The sequence below is a fragment of the Arthrobacter sp. B3I9 genome (assembly GCF_030816935.1).
Classification (GTDB): domain Bacteria; phylum Actinomycetota; class Actinomycetes; order Actinomycetales; family Micrococcaceae; genus Arthrobacter.
Genome location: NZ_JAUSYO010000001.1, coordinates 1,072,999 through 1,089,104, shown reverse-complemented (window position 1 = coordinate 1,089,104; position 16,106 = coordinate 1,072,999). Strand labels below are relative to the sequence as shown.

The following is a 16,106-nucleotide window of genomic DNA, read 5'->3' as shown; positions in this document are numbered from 1 at the left end:
AAGATCGTCAACAACACAGTCGCATTGACGGCGAGCAGGGCGTCGCTAATGCCACATCCGTGGAATTCATAACCAGTATTTGGCGGTCTCAATGACAAGAATCACCATTATCGGGCTAAATTACGCTCCCGAGCGGTCCGGGAATGCTCCGTATACGACGAGTTTGGCTAAAAATCTCTCCGCGGCCGGCCACGCGGTAAGTGTCATAACCGGGTTTCCGCACTACCCCGAGTGGCAACGTTGGCAGGGTTACGACGGTTGGCAAATAACCGAGGCCGTTGACGGTGTCAAGATAAAGAGGCTCCGTCACTATATTCCGCGCAAGCCCATGGGCTTACGGAGAGTTTTAATGGAAGTCCTGTTTGGGCTACGGGTTGTGGCTGCCCGATGGGATACGCCTGACGTCATCATCCTGGTCAGCCCTGCCCTCATTTCCACGGGCCTCGCAGCCATTAGAGCGCGGCTGGCCCGCAAAAAGGTTCCGATCCTCATCTGGGTCCAGGACCTGTACAGCCGGGGCGCGGTGGAAACAAGCATGGCAACGGGACCGGCCGCTCGCCTTGCCGTGCGGCTGGAATCGGGGATTCTGGGCTGCGCGGACGGGGTGGTCGCGATCCATGAGCGGTTCCGCACGTACATCACAGACGCTTTGGACGTTCCGGACCGGAAAGTCCGTGTAGTTAGGAATTGGACTCATCTCCCACCGCCCCCGGCTACTGGGCAGCAGGAGCTCCGGGACACACTTGGTTGGAAAAGCAGCGAAATCATCGTTCTCCACGCAGGAAACATGGGGAAGAAACAGGGTCTGGAGAACGTCATCGCTGCTGCGCGCCTTGCCGCGGCAGGGGGAAGCGCGGTGCGGTTCATACTCATGGGCGACGGTAACCAACGGAAGGCTCTGGAGACGGCGGCTGAGGGAATAGGCAACATTTCCTTCGTGGATTCACTTCCCGACGCCGATTTCCAAACCGCGCTGACTGCTGCTGACGTCCTCCTGGTAAACGAGCTACCCGGCGTCAGAGAGATGTCGGTGCCGAGCAAGCTCACGTCCTACTTCAATGCGGGCGTTCCTGTCTTGGCCGCGACAGACGCCAATAGCGTGACCGCCGAAGAGATCGCATCCGCGGCAGCCGGAGTTCGTGTTGATGCGGATGATCCTGCCGCTTTAGTCGCGGCAGCCGAGGCGCTCGGCTCTGACAAGATTCTTGCCAAAGAACTCGGCGAAAACGGGTTGAAGTTCCGGCAGGTAACCCTTTCTGAAGCCGCAGCGATGGCCGCGTATGACGAATTCATTCACAGCTTTACACCTGCGGGCAGGCTCAAGCCCGCGCATCTTCTTCTTTCGAACCTATGGGGGACAAAATGACCAAGCGTGCACTTATCACCGGCATTACGGGCCAAGACGGCTCGTACCTGACAGAACTGCTGTTGAGCAAAGGGTATGAGGTACATGGCCTGATTCGCCGGGCGTCGACCTTCAACACCGCCAGGGTCGACCACCTCTACGTCGATCCGCACGACCCGAACGCTCAACTGTTCCTCCATTACGGCGACCTGAGTGATGGTGCGCGCCTCGTCACGCTGCTGGCCCAGATCAGGCCGGATGAGGTGTACAACCTGGCGGCCCAGTCCCACGTCCGCGTCTCGTTCGACGAGCCCGAGCACACAGCCGATACGACCGGCGTCGGTACGATCCGCCTCCTGGAAGCCGTGCGGATGTCAGGGATACAAACGAGGTTTTATCAGGCGTCCTCCTCCGAGATGTTCGGAGCCACACCTCCTCCCCAAAACGAAGAAACTCCGTTCTATCCGCGATCCCCTTATGGTGCGGCCAAGGTCTACAGCTATTGGATCACTAGGAATTACCGTGAGGCGTACGGCATGTTCGCGGTCAACGGCATCCTCTTCAACCACGAGTCTCCCCGGCGGGGCGAGACCTTTGTCACTCGCAAAATCACCCGGGCCGTGGCTGCCATCAAAGCGGGCAAGCAGGATTTGCTCTACATGGGAAATCTCGACGCTGTCCGTGACTGGGGATACGCTGCGGAGTACGTCGAGGGTATGTGGCGGATGCTTCAGGCCGATGAGCCAGAGGACTTCGTGCTTGCAACCGGCGGAAACTATACCGTTCGTGACTTCCTGCAGATCTCCTTCGACCACGCTGGCCTTAACTGGGAGGACCACGTCCGGTTCGATGAACGGTACCTGCGGCCGACCGAAGTTGACGCCTTGATCGGAGATGCGTCCAAAGCCCAGGTAAAACTCGGCTGGAAGGCCTCTGTCCACACGCCTGAACTCGCGCGAATCATGGTGGACGCCGATATCGAAGCGTTGAAGCACGCCGGCGACAGCTGGATCGACAGCGTGGACCTGGAAAGCTGGAAAAGCTAGTGGGGACCGCGGTTGCCTTCGAACCAGCCCCGCTGGACCGTTCGGCGGCCTTTTATATAGCGGGCCATCGAGGTCTTGTCGGGTCGGCCCTCTGGCGGCATCTTAAATATGAAGGGTTCACCAACCTGGTCGGGCGCACGTCCGAGGAGCTGGACCTGAAGAACCGTACCGACGTCTTCGAATTCTTCGCGGCCACCAAGCCGCGCTACGTGGTCCTGGCTGCAGCCAAAGTAGGGGGCATTCACGCCAACAACACCTACCCGGTCGACTTCCTCAGTGACAATCTGAGGATCCAGGTGAATGTCCTGGACGCAGCCCGCGAATGCGGGGTGGAGAGGCTCTTGTTCCTCGGGTCGTCTTGCATCTACCCCAAGTTCGCCGCGCAGCCCATCCGCGAGGAATCGTTGTTGACCGGCCATTTGGAACCTACTAATGACGCCTACGCCATAGCGAAAATTGCTGGCATCATGCATGTCCAGGCCATCCGCCGCCAGTACTCGCTGCCGTGGATCTCGGCGATGCCCACCAACCTGTACGGCCCGGGGGACAACTTCTCAAGGGAGGGCTCCCACGTTCTTCCCGCCCTGATCCGCCGCCTCGACGAAGCGGCCGAGGCCAAAGCCGGCAGCGTCACCAACTGGGGAAGTGGGTCCCCTCGACGCGAGTTCCTGCACGTGGACGACATGGCTTCAGCCTGCCTGCACCTGCTGGAGCACTATGACGGTGCCGCGCAGGTGAACGTAGGGACAGGATCCGACGTCACCATCAAGGAGCTGGCCTCCATTGTGGCGGGGGCCGTCGGCTACGACGGACAGATTGCTTGGGATACAACCAAACCCGATGGCACGCCGCAGAAGCTATTGGATGTCTCCAAGCTGGCTAGCGCCGGGTGGTCGGCGCGGATCGGTCTGGCGGAGGGCGTGAAAAGCACTGTCGAATGGTATCGGGCAAACATCGAGCACATCAGGGCCTGAGGAACAAAAACGAGCGGTCCGGGGCAACCAAGCCCTGGACCGCTTTTTCTTTGCCACCCTTGACGAGGACTCCCTGCCGTCAGCTTACGAATGCTTTCATCCAGGCGCGCAGCTCCTCGCCGAATTCCACCCTGTCCGCGGCGATGGATATGACGGCTTTGAGGTAGCTCAGCTTGTCACCGGTGTCGTACCGGCGGCCGTTGAAGACCACCCCGTAAACGCCACCGCCTTCGCTGCCGGAGACGGCCAGGGACTGCAGCGCGTCGGTGAGCTGGATTTCCCCGCCCCGGCCAGGGGCAGTGCGTTCCAAAACGTCGAACACCGCGGGGTGCAACACGTACCTGCCGATCACGGCATAGTTTGAGGGGGCATCGGCAGCGTCGGGCTTTTCCACCAGGCCGTTAATCCTCACGTGGTCCTCGCCAGGAATGCCGGACACAGCAGCGCAGCCGTAGGCGCTGATTTCGGCCGGGCAGACCTCGATCAGGGCCACCACGGAACCTCCAGTCCTGGCCTGCACGTCAATCATGGTGGTCAGGAGCTCATCGCGCTCGTCAATCAGATCGTCGCCCAAGAGGACCGCGAACGGCTCGTCGCCCACGTGCTGTCGGGCGCACAGGACGGCGTGGCCCAGGCCCTTGGGGTCGCGCTGGCGGACGTAATGCAGCGGGCCCAGGCCGGAGGCGTGCCGGACCGCGTCCAGCTTGTCCAGGTCGCCCTTGAGCTCCAACGCGCGTTCCAGGCTGGGCTCGCGGTCGAAATGGTCCTCGAGGGCACGCTTCTGCCGGCCGGTAATCATCAGCAGATCGGTCAGCCCGGCCCGGACTGCTTCCTCCACCACATACTGGATGGCCGGCTGGTCCACCACCGGCAGCATCTCCTTGGGCATCGCCTTGGTGGCGGGAAGGAATCGTGTTCCCAGCCCGGCAGCCGGAATGACGGCCTTGATCAATCGTTTCCCCGAAGTCATATCCGAACCCTACAAGCGCGTATTCGAAATGAGAACCGCTTGGCCCAAAGACAAGTACAGAGACAACTTGGTCTCAGTAGTCGGGCGGCCCGGCCCTCAGCCCTTGAAAACAGGTGGCCGCTTCTCCTGGAAGGCCCGGAACCCTTCGGCGTAGTCGTCGCTCTTGCACAGCCGCGCCTGCTCGGCGTTTTCCTCTTCCATTGCTTCCCACAGCCCGAGGCGCTGGTCCCGGATGTGCGCGACCAGTTCCTTGCTCGCATTGAACGCCCCCGTGGCACCGGTGGCCACGCCGGCCACGATCGCCCGGGTGCGCTCCAGCAGTTCGTCCGCGGGCATCGCCCTGCTGAACAGCCCGCGCGCCACAGCTTCGGCGCCGCTGATCAGTTCGGCCGTATAGATAAGGTCCAGGGTCCGGTGCATGCCGAGGCGTTCGGTGAAGTACCAGTGGCCGCCGGAATCCAAGGTGGCGCCGAGTTTGGCGAACGGGGATCCGAACTTAGCGTTCTCCGCGACGTACACCACATCCGTGGCCAGCAGCAGCCCGAGCCCGACTCCGAGGCAGGCGCCCTGCGCGGCCGCGAAGGTCGGTGCCGGGAAGGAGCTCATCTTTTGGAGCAGCGGCTGGACCAGCCCGCCGAGGTAGGCCTGCGCGTCGTCGCTTTCGGGCGTCACTCCAGCGATGTCCCGCCCGGCGCAGAAGGCCCGCCCCGCGCCCCGGAGCAGCAGCGCCCTGACCTCCCCGCGCGCGGCCGCGTCAGCGCCGTCGTCGTACGCACGCCCAAGATCGGCCAGCGCCTGCTCGTCCAGCGCGTTGAGCTTGTGCGGTGCATCCAGCACGATCTCGGCGATGCCGGCGTCGACGGAGAGGGAGATCATGGGGTTCCTTTTTCGGGTCGGGACAGGTTCGGGCCGGCGAGGCTAGACGTCGAAGTCGACGGTGACTTCCGGCGTCGTGGGGTGGCTCTGGCAGGTCAGCACGTACCCCTTGTCCAGCTCGTCCTGCTCGAGGGCGTAGTTCTCGTCCATGGTCACGCTGCCGGTGACCACCTTGGCCCGGCACGTTCCGCACACTCCCCCGGCGCACGCGAACGGCACATCGGGGCGGACCCGCAGCGCGGCGTTGAGGATGGACTCCCGGGCGTGCGTCGGGCTGGCCACCTCGCCCTGCAGGCCGTCCAGCTTGAACGTGATCTTGAAGGTCTCCTTGGACTCGTCCACCACCACCGGCCGGCCGGCGTGCCCCTCCGGCCGGTCCGGCTTGCCGGACGTGAACAGCTCGAACCGGACGTTCTCGGGCTTCACCCCGCGCTCAGCCAGGGTGTCCCTGCACAGCTGCACCAGCTCGAACGGCCCGCACAGGAACCACTCGTCCACGTCGTCCGCGTGGATGGCGGTGCCCAGCAGCTGGCGGAGCTTCTCGGCGTCGATCCTGCCGCTGAGCAGCGGCGCGATCCGCTGCTCGCGTGACAGCACGTGGTGGATGGCCAGCCGCTGCGGGTACTTGTCCTTCAGGTCTGCCAGCTCCTCCAGGAACATCACGTCCATGGCGGCCTTGTTGGCGTAGATCAGGTCGAACCGGCACTCCGGGTTTTTGGCCAGCAGTGTGCGGGCGATCGCGATTACCGGAGTGATGCCGCTGCCTGCGGCGATGGCAACGAAGCTCGCTTCCCCGCTGGAGGCGACGTCCCCCGCCAGCTCCTCCGGGTTGTTCATCGAGTTCATGCGGTTCTGCTCCACGGCTTTGCCGTCCCGGCCGTGCTTGGACACGAACGCGCCCATCGGGCTCATGACGTCCAGAGTGTCGCCAACCTTCAGTTCGGCGTTGGCCCACGTGGAGAACAGCCCGCCCAGGTCCTTCTTCACCGCCACGCGGATCTCGCTGCTGCCGTCCGCGAAGCTGCGCGGCTCGGCGCAGATGGAGTAGCTGCGGCGCACCTCGTGCAGTTCGCCGGTCTCGTCCGGGAGCTTGGTGCGCAAGGCCACGTACTGGCCGGGCAGGTAGTCGAACTGCCCGGCGAGCTCCGGCGGGACGTGGAAGCCCACCTCGATGGCGTCCTCGGTGAGCCGGCGCACCTCCTTCACGCCGAGCGTGTGGAAGGACGGACGGCGGCGGCCGGTGGCCTGCGCCGATTCGGCGGCGGTCTGGCGGACAACAGGCATGGGGCTTCCTTACAGCACTTTGAAGTAGTCGAACGGTTCCTTGCAGTCCTGGCACACGTACAGCGCCTTGCAGGAGGTGGAGCCGAAGCGGGTGAGTTCCTTGGTCTTCAACGACGAACACTGCGGGCATTTCACGGCGAGGGTGAGTCGGACTGTTCCGGAGTGTCCGCCGGCGGCAGCACGGCCCGAGGGCGGCGCTATGCCGTACTCCTGCAGCTTGGCCTTTCCAGCTTCGGTCATCCAGTCCGTGGTCCATGCCGGGGCGAGCACCAGTTCCACATGCACGCTGGGGTAACCGGCCGCCCCGAACACAGCCTTGAGGTCATCGCGGATCGCGTCCATTGCGGGGCAGCCGGAGTACGTCGGGGTGATGGTGACCTGGACCGCCGGGACCATCCCGCCGTCGTCGAACACCCGGACCTGGCGGAGTATCCCCAGATCCTCAATGGTGAGGACGGGGATCTCCGGGTCGCAGACCGTGGCCGCAAGGGCCCACGCCTTCTGCTCCGCGGAGGTTTCCCTGGTCCTGGCCCCGGCGTCCTGCACAAACATGTCCACGGCGGTCACCAGGTTGCTCCGGGATGCTCCCGGGCCAGCACCTGCATCTCGGCAAGGATGTAGCCAAGGTGCTCGGAGTGCCGGCCGCGGCGTCCACCGCCCGGCGCGAAGGGCACCTGCGGCACCTCCAGCTCCGCCTCGGCCAGGACACCTCCGGTGAGCCGGTCAAAGTCGGCTTTCAGGCTGGACGGTTCGACGGCGGCGCCCGTTTCAGCCAGGCGGGCGGTCAGCTCATCGTCCTCGAACAGCTCGCCGACGTACGGCCAGACCAGCCGCAGCCCGTGGATGATGCGGCTGCGGGATTCCTCCGTGCCGAGTGCGAGGCGGAGGATCCACTGCGCACTGTGGTCGCGGTGATAGTCCACTTCCTTCACGGCCTTGGCCGCTATGGCCGCCAATGTGGCGTCGGTGGACTCGGTCAGCCGGCGGTACAACTCGAACTGGTAGTAGCTCACGGCAAACTGGCGGGCGATGGTGACGGCAAAGTCCCCGTTGGGCTGCTCGAACAGGTGCGCGGACCGGAACTCGTGCTCCCGGCGGAAGTAGGCGAGATCGTCCTCGCTCTTCGCTCCGCCATCCCCGCCGAGGGAGCCGCCGGCGTAGCTGAGGAAGGAACGGGCATGGCCCAGCTGGTCCAGGGCGATGTTTCCGAGGGCCACGTCCTCCTCCAGCTCGGGAGCGCGGGAAATCCAGTGGCCTAAGCGCTGGGCGAGGATGAGGGCGTCGTCGCCGAGCCTGAGGGCGTATTCGGCTACGTCGTCTGTTGGTTTGGCGAGGCCGGTGCGGACTTCGAGGGCGATGTCCTCCGGGCGGAGGGCGTTGCCGGGGGTGATGCGGGTGGCGCTGGCATTGGAGTCGCCTCCGGCCATGCCTGCAGCGGTGGGGATGCCGGTGGAGATGTCACTGTGGCCTGATGTCTCCGTATCGTCAGCAGGGGCCACGCCGGCGAGGGACCCGCTGCGAGCTTGCGAGCTGTGGGAGCCGGTGGGGATCACAGGTGCTTCACCCCTTCGCTCTTGGTGTAATACGTCGCGTGCCGGTAGTCCTTGCCCTGGGGCGACTCGAAGAACGAGCCCTTGGCGTCCGGGTCACTGGCGGCGATGGCGTCAGCCGGGACTACCCAGATGGAGACGCCTTCGTTGCGGCGGGTGTAGAGGTCGCGGGCGTTGCGCAGGGCCATGGCGGCATCCGGGGCGTGCAGGGAACCGGCGTGCACATGGCTCAGGCCACGGCTCGACCGGACGAAAACCTCCCAAAGCCCCCAGGCGTTGCGGCCTGCTGTTTCCTCATTCTGCTGTGGAGCCGGGGACCCGGTGTGTTGCGAGGCTGGGGAGCCGGCGGCTGGGCCCACGCCGGCAGGGGTCCCCGGCCGAGCTTGCGAGGCTGGGGAGCCGGCGGGGACGCTTTCTGCGCCGCGGTTGATCTCGCTGGCCGAACTGGCCGGGACTTCCGGGTTGCCGTGTGGGCTCATGCTGCGTATTCCTTCGTCGTCGCTGACTGTTTTGCCCGCTGTTTGTCCGCATAGGCGGCGGCTGCCTCGCGGACCCAGGCGCCGTCGTCGTGCGCTGCCCTTCGGCGTTCCAGCCGCTGCGCGTTGCAGGGGCCGCGGCCGGCGAGCACTTCCTTGAACTCATCCCAGTCCAGCGGACCGTGCTCCCATTTCCGGGTTTCCTCGTTGAAGCGGATGTCCTTGTCCGGGAGGGTCAGGCCGAGGACCCTGACCTGCTCCACCATCATCCCCACGAAGCGGCTGCGGAGTTCATCGTTGCTGAAGCGCTTGATGTTCCACGCCATGGACTGCTTCGAGTTGGGCGAATCGTCATCCGGCGGGCCGAACATCATCAGCGCCGGGGCATACCAGCGGTTCACGGCATCCTGGGCCATCTGCTTCTGTTCGGGGGTCCCCTTGGAGAGCTCCAGCAGGATCTCGAAGCCCTGTCGCTGGTGGAAGGACTCCTCCTTGCAGATCCGGACCATGGCGCGGCCGTACGGGCCGTAGGATGCGCGGCACAGCGGCACCTGGTTGCAGATGGCGGCGCCGTCCACCAGCCATCCGATGGCCCCCATGTCCGCCCACGTGAGAGCCGGATAGTTGAAGATCGAGGAGTACCGTGCCTTTCCGGCGATGAGGTCGGCCATCATCTGGTCGCGCGGCTGGCCGAGGGTTTCGGCCGCGGAGTACAGGTACAGGCCATGCCCGGCCTCGTCCTGGACCTTGGCCATCAGGATGGCCTTGCGCTTGAGGCTCGGGGCCCGGGAGATCCAGTTTGCTTCCGGCTGCATGCCGATGATCTCGGAGTGGGCATGCTGGGAGATCTGCCGCAACAGGGTCTTGCGGTACGCCGGCGGCATCCAGTCCCGCGGCTCGATGCGGGAATCGTCCGCCATGACCTTGTCGAAGTAGGCCTGTCCCTCAACGTCCCGCCGCGCCGCATCCTCGAGGCTCTGTCCGTTCCGTCCCGGTGTTGGCTCTGCGGGCGCCGACTGCAGGGTCTGCGATGCCATGGTTGCTCCTATGCATATCCCATAAATAATTACCGACCGTTCGTTCAGGATATGTGGAAGCTCGGAGATGCGTCAAGCACCGGCCCGGCCGGTCCCAGCGGATTCCAAGTTTTGCCGGAGCTCCCGGTGGTAGCCTCTGGAGCACTCCGCCGGAATCGCCACACGGCGGAATCGCGGTGACCGCGCGGGCACCAGGAACAGTGGCGACGGAAAATAGGAAACGTGGAAAGTCCCTCGATTGTCCGGATCCTCACGGTCTGCACCGGCAACATCTGTCGCTCCCCAGTAGCGGAGCGCGCGCTTCAGGCCGGCCTCGACGCGGTCAGGGCCGGCACCTTCCAGGTTCAGAGTGCGGGAACGTACGCGATGACTGGCTCCCCGATCCACCTACCTTGTGCCCGAATCATTGAAACCTACGGCGGGAGGAGCGGCGGCTTTGCGGCACGCCAGCTGACGCCGGGGATGCTGCGCGGCACTGACCTCATCCTCACCATGACGTCGACCCATCGCAGCGAGGTGGTCCGGATGGATCCGTCGGTGCTGAAGCGCGCCTTCACCATCCGCGAGTTCGCCCGCATGTTGACCGTACTGGAGGAGCGCGACTCCCGACCTGCTCCGGAGACCGATCTGGTCGGTTGGTGGAGGACGCTTCCCGCCCGGGCCGCAGGTGTGCGGCACCTCGCCCTGGCAAGCGATGCCGCGGACAATGACGTTGCAGACCCCTACGGGCTGGCTCCGGAGGCCTATCAGCGGATGGAGGACGAACTGGCCCCGGCTGTGCTCGCCATCGTCCGGTTCGCCCACCGGACCGCGCCGGCGGAGGTGTGATGTGGACACTTCGGCGGCGGGGAGGACGGCTGCTCCGCTCCTAGAGCGCCACCGGCGGCCCCTCCTCATGGCGATTGCCGCCCTGCTGATCCTCGCCGTCGCGGGCGGGGCGTATCTCCTGGGCCGGCCGCGGACAGAGGCGCCCGCCCCCGCGGCGACCGCCAGTCCCGCAGCTGCGGCGCCGGAGGTTTCACCGGTGCCCACGCCCGCGCCCACCCCCACCCCCACACCGACGCCGGAACCGCCGCCGGCCGCCCTGAACCTGCTGCTCGTTGGCAGCGACAGCCGGGTGAATGCGCGCGCGGATGCGGCCTCCGGCGCCGCCTCCGACCAGCGCGCCGATGTCCTGGTGTTCATCCACCTCCCGGCTGACCGGCAGAACGTCTACGGCATTTCGATTCTGCGGGACCTGTGGGTGGATATTCCCGGGCATGGAGCCGCGAAAATCAACGCTGCCCTCCAACTGGGCGGCCTGCCGCTGCAGACGCAGACGGTGGCAGCCTTGTTTGGCCAGCCCATCGACCACACAGTGATGGCCGACTTTGAGGGGTTTGCCGCCCTGACGGATGCCCTCGGCGGCATCGACGTCGATGTGCAGTTCCCCTTCACGTCCACCGTAGACACGCCGTATTATTTTCCGGCGGGCGTAAACAGGCTTAACGGCGCCCAGGCGCTGTCCTTTGTGCGGGAACGCCACGCCTTCCTCGACGGCGACTACCAGCGCGTCCGCAACCAGCAGACCTTCCTCAAAGCCGCACTGGCGAAGCTGGCAAACGAAGGCGGTCTCGCGGACCGGGACACCGTCAAGAGACTCGTCCGGACCGTCCTGCCCCACATCACCCTCGACGCCGGCTTCGGCCTTGAGGCGGTGGAAAGCCTCGCCTACAGCCTCCGCAGCACGCCTCCCGGACACGGCGTGTTCTTCACGCTTCCGACGGCGGGCAGCGGAACCAGCCGGGACGGCCAGTCGATCATCCTGCAGGATCCTGCGGCGACCGCTGCGGTCTCCGCAGCGCTTGCAGGGGGGACGCTGGCCCAGTACGTCGCCGCCAACAACCTGCAGAACGGCAACTGAGCAGGCGCTCTTCGGTACATTGGACCAATGACCCACATCCCGTCGCAGCCCACTGCGCTGAACGAACCGCAGCCTCCCGTCGCCAGGAAGGTCCCCTTCCTCCGCACGCACCACGGCGATTCGTTCGTGGACAACTACGAGTGGCTGCGCCAGAAGGACTCTGCGGAAGTCGTGGACCTGCTCAAGGCGGAAAACGCCTACCAGGAGTCGGTGACCGCCCACCAGGAGCCGCTGCGCGAGGCCATCTTCCAGGAGATCAAGGGGCGCACGCAGGAGACGGACCTTTCCGTGCCCAACCGCAAGGACGGCTGGTGGTACTACACGCGTTCGGTCGAAGGCAAGGAATACGGCATCCAGTGCCGCGTGCGTGCCCAGGACACCGAGGACCGGGTGGCGGACTGGACTCCCCCCGCCGTTGAGGCCGGCGTCGAGGTTCCCGGTGAGGAAGTCCTGCTGGACGGCAACGTTGAGGCGGAGGGAAAGCCCTTCTTTTCGGTGGGGGGCGCCGCCGTGACCGTCGACGGGACCCTTTACGCCTACGCCGTGGACAACTCCGGCGACGAGCGCTTCACGCTGCGCGTCAAGGACCTCCGGACCGGCGCGCTCCTTCCTGACGTGATCGAAAACGTCTTTTACGGCATCGCGTTTTCGCCGGACGGAACCCGGATCTTCTACACCGTGGTGGACGACTCATGGCGGCCCTACCAGGTGAAGTCCCACGTCCTCGGCACACCCGTCGCCGACGACGAGGTCCTTTATCAGGAGGACGACGTCGCGATGTGGCTCGGATTCGAACTCTCGGCCGACCGACGCCACCTGGTGCTGAGCATCGGCTGCTCCGAGTTCAGCGAAACCAGGCTGCTGCGGTTCGACGCGCCGGAGGGCGGGCTCAGCACCGTCATTTCGCGCGCGGAACGCATCCTGTACGAGGCCGAGCCGTTCCTCCTGGATGGCGAGGAGCGGCTCCTCCTGACGCACAACAGGGACGCGGTCAACTCCATGATCTCCCTCGTGGACCCCGGGGAGCTCGCCAAACCGGTCGCCGAACAGCACTGGACTACCGTCGTCGGGCATTCCGACGAGGTCCGCGTCAACGGCGCCGGCGTCACCGCAACGCATGTCTTCGTCTCCGTGCGGAAGGACACCATCGAACGGGTGCAGGTCCTTGCCCTCGCGGGCCTCGGCACGCCGGCGCAGGCCGCTCCGGTGGAGCCGGCCTTCGAGGAGGAGCTCTACACGGCCGAGGTCGCGGGCTCGGACTACGACGCCCCTGTCATCCGGATGGGCTACACCTCCTACTTCACCCCGACCCGCGTGTACGACTTCGTGCTGCCGACCGCGGGGAAACCCGACGGCGAATTGCTCCTGCGCAAGGAAAGCCCTGTACTCGGGGGCTACACGCCCGGCGACTACGTGGCCTCACGGGAGTGGGCCGTGGCCGCGGACGGCACCCGGATCCCCCTCTCGGTACTCCGCCACGCCTCGGTCAAGCAGGACTCGACGGCGGCCGGCCTCGTGTACGGCTACGGCTCCTACGAGCTGAGCATGGACCCGGGCTTCGCGATCCCCCGGCTCTCGCTGCTGGACCGCGGCGTGGTGTTCGTGATCGCCCATGTCCGTGGCGGCGGCGAGCTCGGCCGGCACTGGTACGAGAACGGCAAAAAGCTGCACAAGAAAAACACCTTCACCGACTTCATCGCGGCCACCGACTGGCTGGCCCGGTCCGGCTGGGTGGATCCTGCGCGGGTGGCCGCCATGGGCGGTTCCGCCGGAGGCCTGCTGATGGGCGCTGTTGCCAACCTTGCCCCGGAAAAGTACGCGGCGATTGTCGCTGCCGTGCCGTTCGTGGACGCCCTGACCACCATTTTGGATCCGGAGCTGCCGCTGTCCGCCCTGGAATGGGAGGAATGGGGCAACCCGATCACGGACGCGGACGTGTACGCCTACATGAAGTCGTACACGCCGTACGAGAACGTCCGCCGCGCGCCCTACCCCAAAATCGCTGCCGTCACGAGCTTCAATGACACCCGCGTGCTGTACGTCGAACCCGCCAAGTGGGTGCAGCGGCTGCGCGAGGAGACAACCGGCAGCGAACCCGTCGTGATGAAGATCGAGATGGATGGCGGCCACGGCGGGGCGTCGGGCCGCTACGTGCATTGGCGTGAACGGGCCTGGGACTACGCCTTCGTCGCCGATTCCCTCGGGGCCAGCGAGCTGCTGCCGGGAGCCGGACCGAAATAGGAGGATCCGGCCCGGGGGCCCATTCCGGACAACGTTCATCATGCTTACTATTGAGTCTCATTGCTGGCCCGCAACCGCCGCAAGGCGTCCAGACCCCAAGGAGCACAGATGTCGCTGAGTAAGGGAACACCGGTGGAATGGAACACGCCCCAGGGCCCCACGCACGGAACGGTTGTGGAGAAGAAAGTCAGCGACTTCGAACTGGACGGGCACACCCACCGGGCCAGCGAGGACGAGCCCCAGTATGTCGTGGAGTCGGCCAAAACCGGTGCCAGGGCCGCGCACAAAGGCTCTGCCCTGACGGAAAAGAAATAACGCCGTGGCCGGGCGGTCCTTTGAAGTAGTGATCATCGGCGGCGGCAACGCCGGAATCTCCCTGGCGGCGCGCCTGCACCGCTACGGGGTGAAGGATGTGGCGGTGGTCGACCCGGGGGAAACGCACTTCTACCAGCCGCTGTTCTCCCATATCGCCGGCGGCCGGGCCAAGGCCTCGGAGGCGGTCAGGCCGCTGGGATCCGTCATGCCCCGCGGCGTGGAGTGGATCCGGGACGGCGCGACGGACATAGACCCGGCGGGGAACACCGTATCCCTTGCCTCGGGCGACCAGCTGGGGTTCGGCCAGCTGGTGGTCTGCCCCGGCCTGCAGCTGGACTGGGACAAGATCCCGGGCATGGCCGAGGCGGTCCAGTCCCCCTTCGGTGCGTCCCATTACGAATACAGCCTGGCACCCAAGGCCTGGACGTTGCTCAGCGGCCTCACCTCCGGCACCGCCGTCTTCACCATGCCGGCCGGTCCCATCAAATGCGGCGGTGCCGCGCAAAAACCCATGTACCTGGCCTGCGATTACTGGCGCGAGCAGGGAGTGCTGCAGGACATCCGGGTGGTGATGGTGCAGCCAACCCGCACGGTGTTCGGCGTGCCCGGCGTGGATGACGAGCTGAACCGGAAGATTGCCGAGTACGGCATTGAACTGCGCTGCAACAGCGAGGTCACGTCGGTGGACGCCGCCGGGCAGACGGCGTGGATCCGGGACAACGCAACGGGCGCCACCGAGGAGCTGCGCTACGACGTGCTCAACGCCGTTCCGCCGCAGTCGGCCCCGGACTGGCTCAAAGCCACCGAGCTGCCGGCACCGGGTGATGCCGGCGGGTTCGTGGAAGTGGACCCGCAGACCCTCCGGCATGTCCGTTTCCCCAACATCTGGTCCCTCGGGGACGCCGCGGCCACCACCAACTCCAAGTCGGGCGGGGCGCTGCGCAAGCAAACGAAAGTGCTGGCAAAGAACCTGGTCGCGGCCCGGAAAGGCAAGCCCCTGCCGCAAAAATACGACGGGTACTCCGTGTGCCCCTTCACGGTCTCCCGCTCCACGGTGGTATTCGCCGAATTCGATGACCAGTACAAGCCCAAGCCCTCCATCCCCAAGGTGCACACGTGGAAGGAGAGCCGTGCCTCATGGGTGGTGGACCGGGACATCTTCCCCCAGGTCTACTGGAACCTGATCCTCAAGGGCCGCGCCTAGGCTTGAATAGTCACCCTGCTTACTATTTACTGTCATGGTGGCGTGGAACCTGTCCGCTGGGGGCGGGTCGCCGAAGAACCCTACCGGGCACCACAGGTGCCAGAGATGGAGTTTGCCTTGAGCACCGAGCAGGAACTGACACCGCTGTCCGACGAAGAGCTGATGTCCCAGGCCGGGACCGCGCTGCCTGACAAGGAGGTGGCGTCCGTCCTCGACCTGAACGCCGACCTGGACCTGGGCATCAGCGCCGCGGCCCCGATCGACCTCGGCGTCGCAGCCAACGCGAACGTCGCCGCACCGATCGACGCCGCCGCCTCCGCCAACGTCCTGTCCTTCGGCTCCGAGTCCCAGGCCCTCGCGGACCAGGGAACCATCATCAACCAGGGCGTCACAGGCGATGCGACGGCGGATTCCGCGCAGGACAGCGTCATCGACCAGGGCGCGGCCACGGACGCCGGGACGGATACCGGTACTGCCTCCCCGGCCCCGACGGACGCCGGCACAACTGCTGGCGCCGGGACGACGCTCGACGCCGGCACGCTCCTTGCCGCAACCACCGACGGACTGCTGCCCGACGGCGGGATCCTCCCCGACGGCACGGCACCGGATCTCGGCGCGGCCGCTGGTGCCGCGGGTGCCCTGAACGGCAACCTGCTCAACGTGAACGTCAACCTCGACGCCGACGCCGGCATCGCCGCGCCGATCAACGGTGCCGTCGCGGCGAACGCCAACGTCGCCGCACCGATCGATGCCGCCGTCGGCGCCAACATCGGTTCCATCGACAGCAACGCCGTCGCCGTCGCGCAACAGGACGCCATCATCAACCAGGACATCCACGGTGATGCCACTGCCTCAGCCGACCAGCAGTCCGACCTGAAGCAGTAA

The 16,106-nt window shown here is 65.7% G+C and carries 16 protein-coding genes; 9 read left to right on the top strand and 7 right to left on the bottom strand.

All coding sequences use genetic code 11. The annotated features are described in order from the left end of the window. Positions 1 to 91: 91 nt before the first annotated feature. From QFZ65_RS05150 to QFZ65_RS05140, 3 genes are read left to right on the top strand one after another with little or no spacing between them, the layout of a single operon-like run. A complete protein-coding gene (locus tag QFZ65_RS05150) occupies positions 92 to 1,366 on the top strand; it encodes a glycosyltransferase family 4 protein (RefSeq protein WP_306908656.1) in 1,275 nt (424 codons plus the stop codon). Continuing rightward, the gene (gene gmd / locus QFZ65_RS05145; protein WP_306908654.1) at positions 1,363 to 2,391 is read left to right on the top strand and encodes a GDP-mannose 4,6-dehydratase; all 1,029 of its coding nucleotides are present in this window, start codon (positions 1,363 to 1,365) and stop codon (positions 2,389 to 2,391) included. Before QFZ65_RS05150 ends, gmd begins: the two co-directional genes overlap by 4 nt. Further along, positions 2,391 to 3,365: a GDP-L-fucose synthase gene (locus QFZ65_RS05140; RefSeq protein WP_306908653.1), complete on the top strand. Its 975-nt coding sequence runs from the start codon at positions 2,391 to 2,393 to the stop codon at positions 3,363 to 3,365. Before gmd ends, QFZ65_RS05140 begins: the two co-directional genes overlap by 1 nt. A 79-nt stretch (positions 3,366 to 3,444) precedes the next feature. Here QFZ65_RS05140 and galU read toward each other — a convergent pair whose 3' ends face one another. The 7 genes from galU to paaA form a co-directional block, all read right to left on the bottom strand. After that, positions 3,445 to 4,335 carry a UTP--glucose-1-phosphate uridylyltransferase GalU gene (gene galU, locus QFZ65_RS05135; protein ID WP_306908651.1) on the bottom strand — a complete coding sequence of 297 codons (891 nt, stop codon included), beginning with the start codon at positions 4,333 to 4,335 and terminating at the stop codon, positions 3,445 to 3,447. Positions 4,336 to 4,431: 96 nt separating this feature from the next. Continuing rightward, positions 4,432 to 5,211 (bottom strand): enoyl-CoA hydratase/isomerase family protein, encoded by a 780-nt coding sequence (locus QFZ65_RS05130; RefSeq protein ID WP_306908649.1) that lies wholly within the window; start codon positions 5,209 to 5,211, stop codon positions 4,432 to 4,434. 42 nt (positions 5,212 to 5,253) lie between these two features. Further along, positions 5,254 to 6,495, bottom strand: a complete 1,242-nt coding sequence (gene paaE, locus QFZ65_RS05125) for a 1,2-phenylacetyl-CoA epoxidase subunit PaaE (protein ID WP_306908647.1) — start codon at positions 6,493 to 6,495, stop codon at positions 5,254 to 5,256. 9 nt (positions 6,496 to 6,504) lie between these two features. After that, complete coding sequence (gene paaD / locus QFZ65_RS05120; protein ID WP_306912502.1) at positions 6,505 to 7,047, bottom strand: 1,2-phenylacetyl-CoA epoxidase subunit PaaD; 543 nt, start codon at positions 7,045 to 7,047, stop codon at positions 6,505 to 6,507. A gap of 11 nt (positions 7,048 to 7,058) precedes the next feature. Further along, positions 7,059 to 7,922, bottom strand: a complete 864-nt coding sequence (paaC, locus tag QFZ65_RS05115; protein WP_306912501.1) for a 1,2-phenylacetyl-CoA epoxidase subunit PaaC — start codon at positions 7,920 to 7,922, stop codon at positions 7,059 to 7,061. Between the two features lie 122 nt (positions 7,923 to 8,044). Next, entirely contained in the window at positions 8,045 to 8,524 is a 480-nt protein-coding gene (gene paaB, locus QFZ65_RS05110; RefSeq protein ID WP_306908645.1) for a 1,2-phenylacetyl-CoA epoxidase subunit PaaB, read from the bottom strand. Then, positions 8,521 to 9,558 carry a 1,2-phenylacetyl-CoA epoxidase subunit PaaA gene (gene paaA, locus QFZ65_RS05105; protein ID WP_306908643.1) on the bottom strand — a complete coding sequence of 346 codons (1,038 nt, stop codon included), beginning with the start codon at positions 9,556 to 9,558 and terminating at the stop codon, positions 8,521 to 8,523. The genes paaB and paaA overlap by 4 nt, the downstream gene beginning before the upstream one ends. 222 nt (positions 9,559 to 9,780) lie before the next feature. Between paaA and QFZ65_RS05100 the strand changes: the two genes are divergently transcribed. The 6 genes from QFZ65_RS05100 to QFZ65_RS05075 all read left to right on the top strand — a co-directional run bounded on the left by QFZ65_RS05100 (position 9,781) and on the right by QFZ65_RS05075 (position 16,106). Next, positions 9,781 to 10,386, top strand: a complete 606-nt coding sequence (locus tag QFZ65_RS05100; protein WP_306908641.1) for a low molecular weight phosphatase family protein — start codon at positions 9,781 to 9,783, stop codon at positions 10,384 to 10,386. A 67-nt stretch (positions 10,387 to 10,453) separates the two neighbouring features. Next, positions 10,454 to 11,461: an LCP family protein gene (locus tag QFZ65_RS05095; protein ID WP_306908639.1), complete on the top strand. Its 1,008-nt coding sequence runs from the start codon at positions 10,454 to 10,456 to the stop codon at positions 11,459 to 11,461. 27 nt (positions 11,462 to 11,488) lie between these two features. Further along, positions 11,489 to 13,702, top strand: a complete 2,214-nt coding sequence (locus QFZ65_RS05090) for a S9 family peptidase (RefSeq protein WP_306908638.1) — start codon at positions 11,489 to 11,491, stop codon at positions 13,700 to 13,702. Between the two features lie 108 nt (positions 13,703 to 13,810). Beyond that, positions 13,811 to 14,017: a DUF2945 domain-containing protein gene (locus tag QFZ65_RS05085; RefSeq protein ID WP_306908636.1), complete on the top strand. Its 207-nt coding sequence runs from the start codon at positions 13,811 to 13,813 to the stop codon at positions 14,015 to 14,017. 4 nt (positions 14,018 to 14,021) lie between these two features. Further along, a complete protein-coding gene (locus QFZ65_RS05080) occupies positions 14,022 to 15,221 on the top strand; it encodes an NAD(P)/FAD-dependent oxidoreductase (protein ID WP_306908635.1) in 1,200 nt (399 codons plus the stop codon). Positions 15,222 to 15,326: 105 nt separating this feature from the next. Next, positions 15,327 to 16,106 carry a peptidoglycan-binding protein gene (locus QFZ65_RS05075; protein ID WP_306908633.1) on the top strand — a complete coding sequence of 260 codons (780 nt, stop codon included), beginning with the start codon at positions 15,327 to 15,329 and terminating at the stop codon, positions 16,104 to 16,106.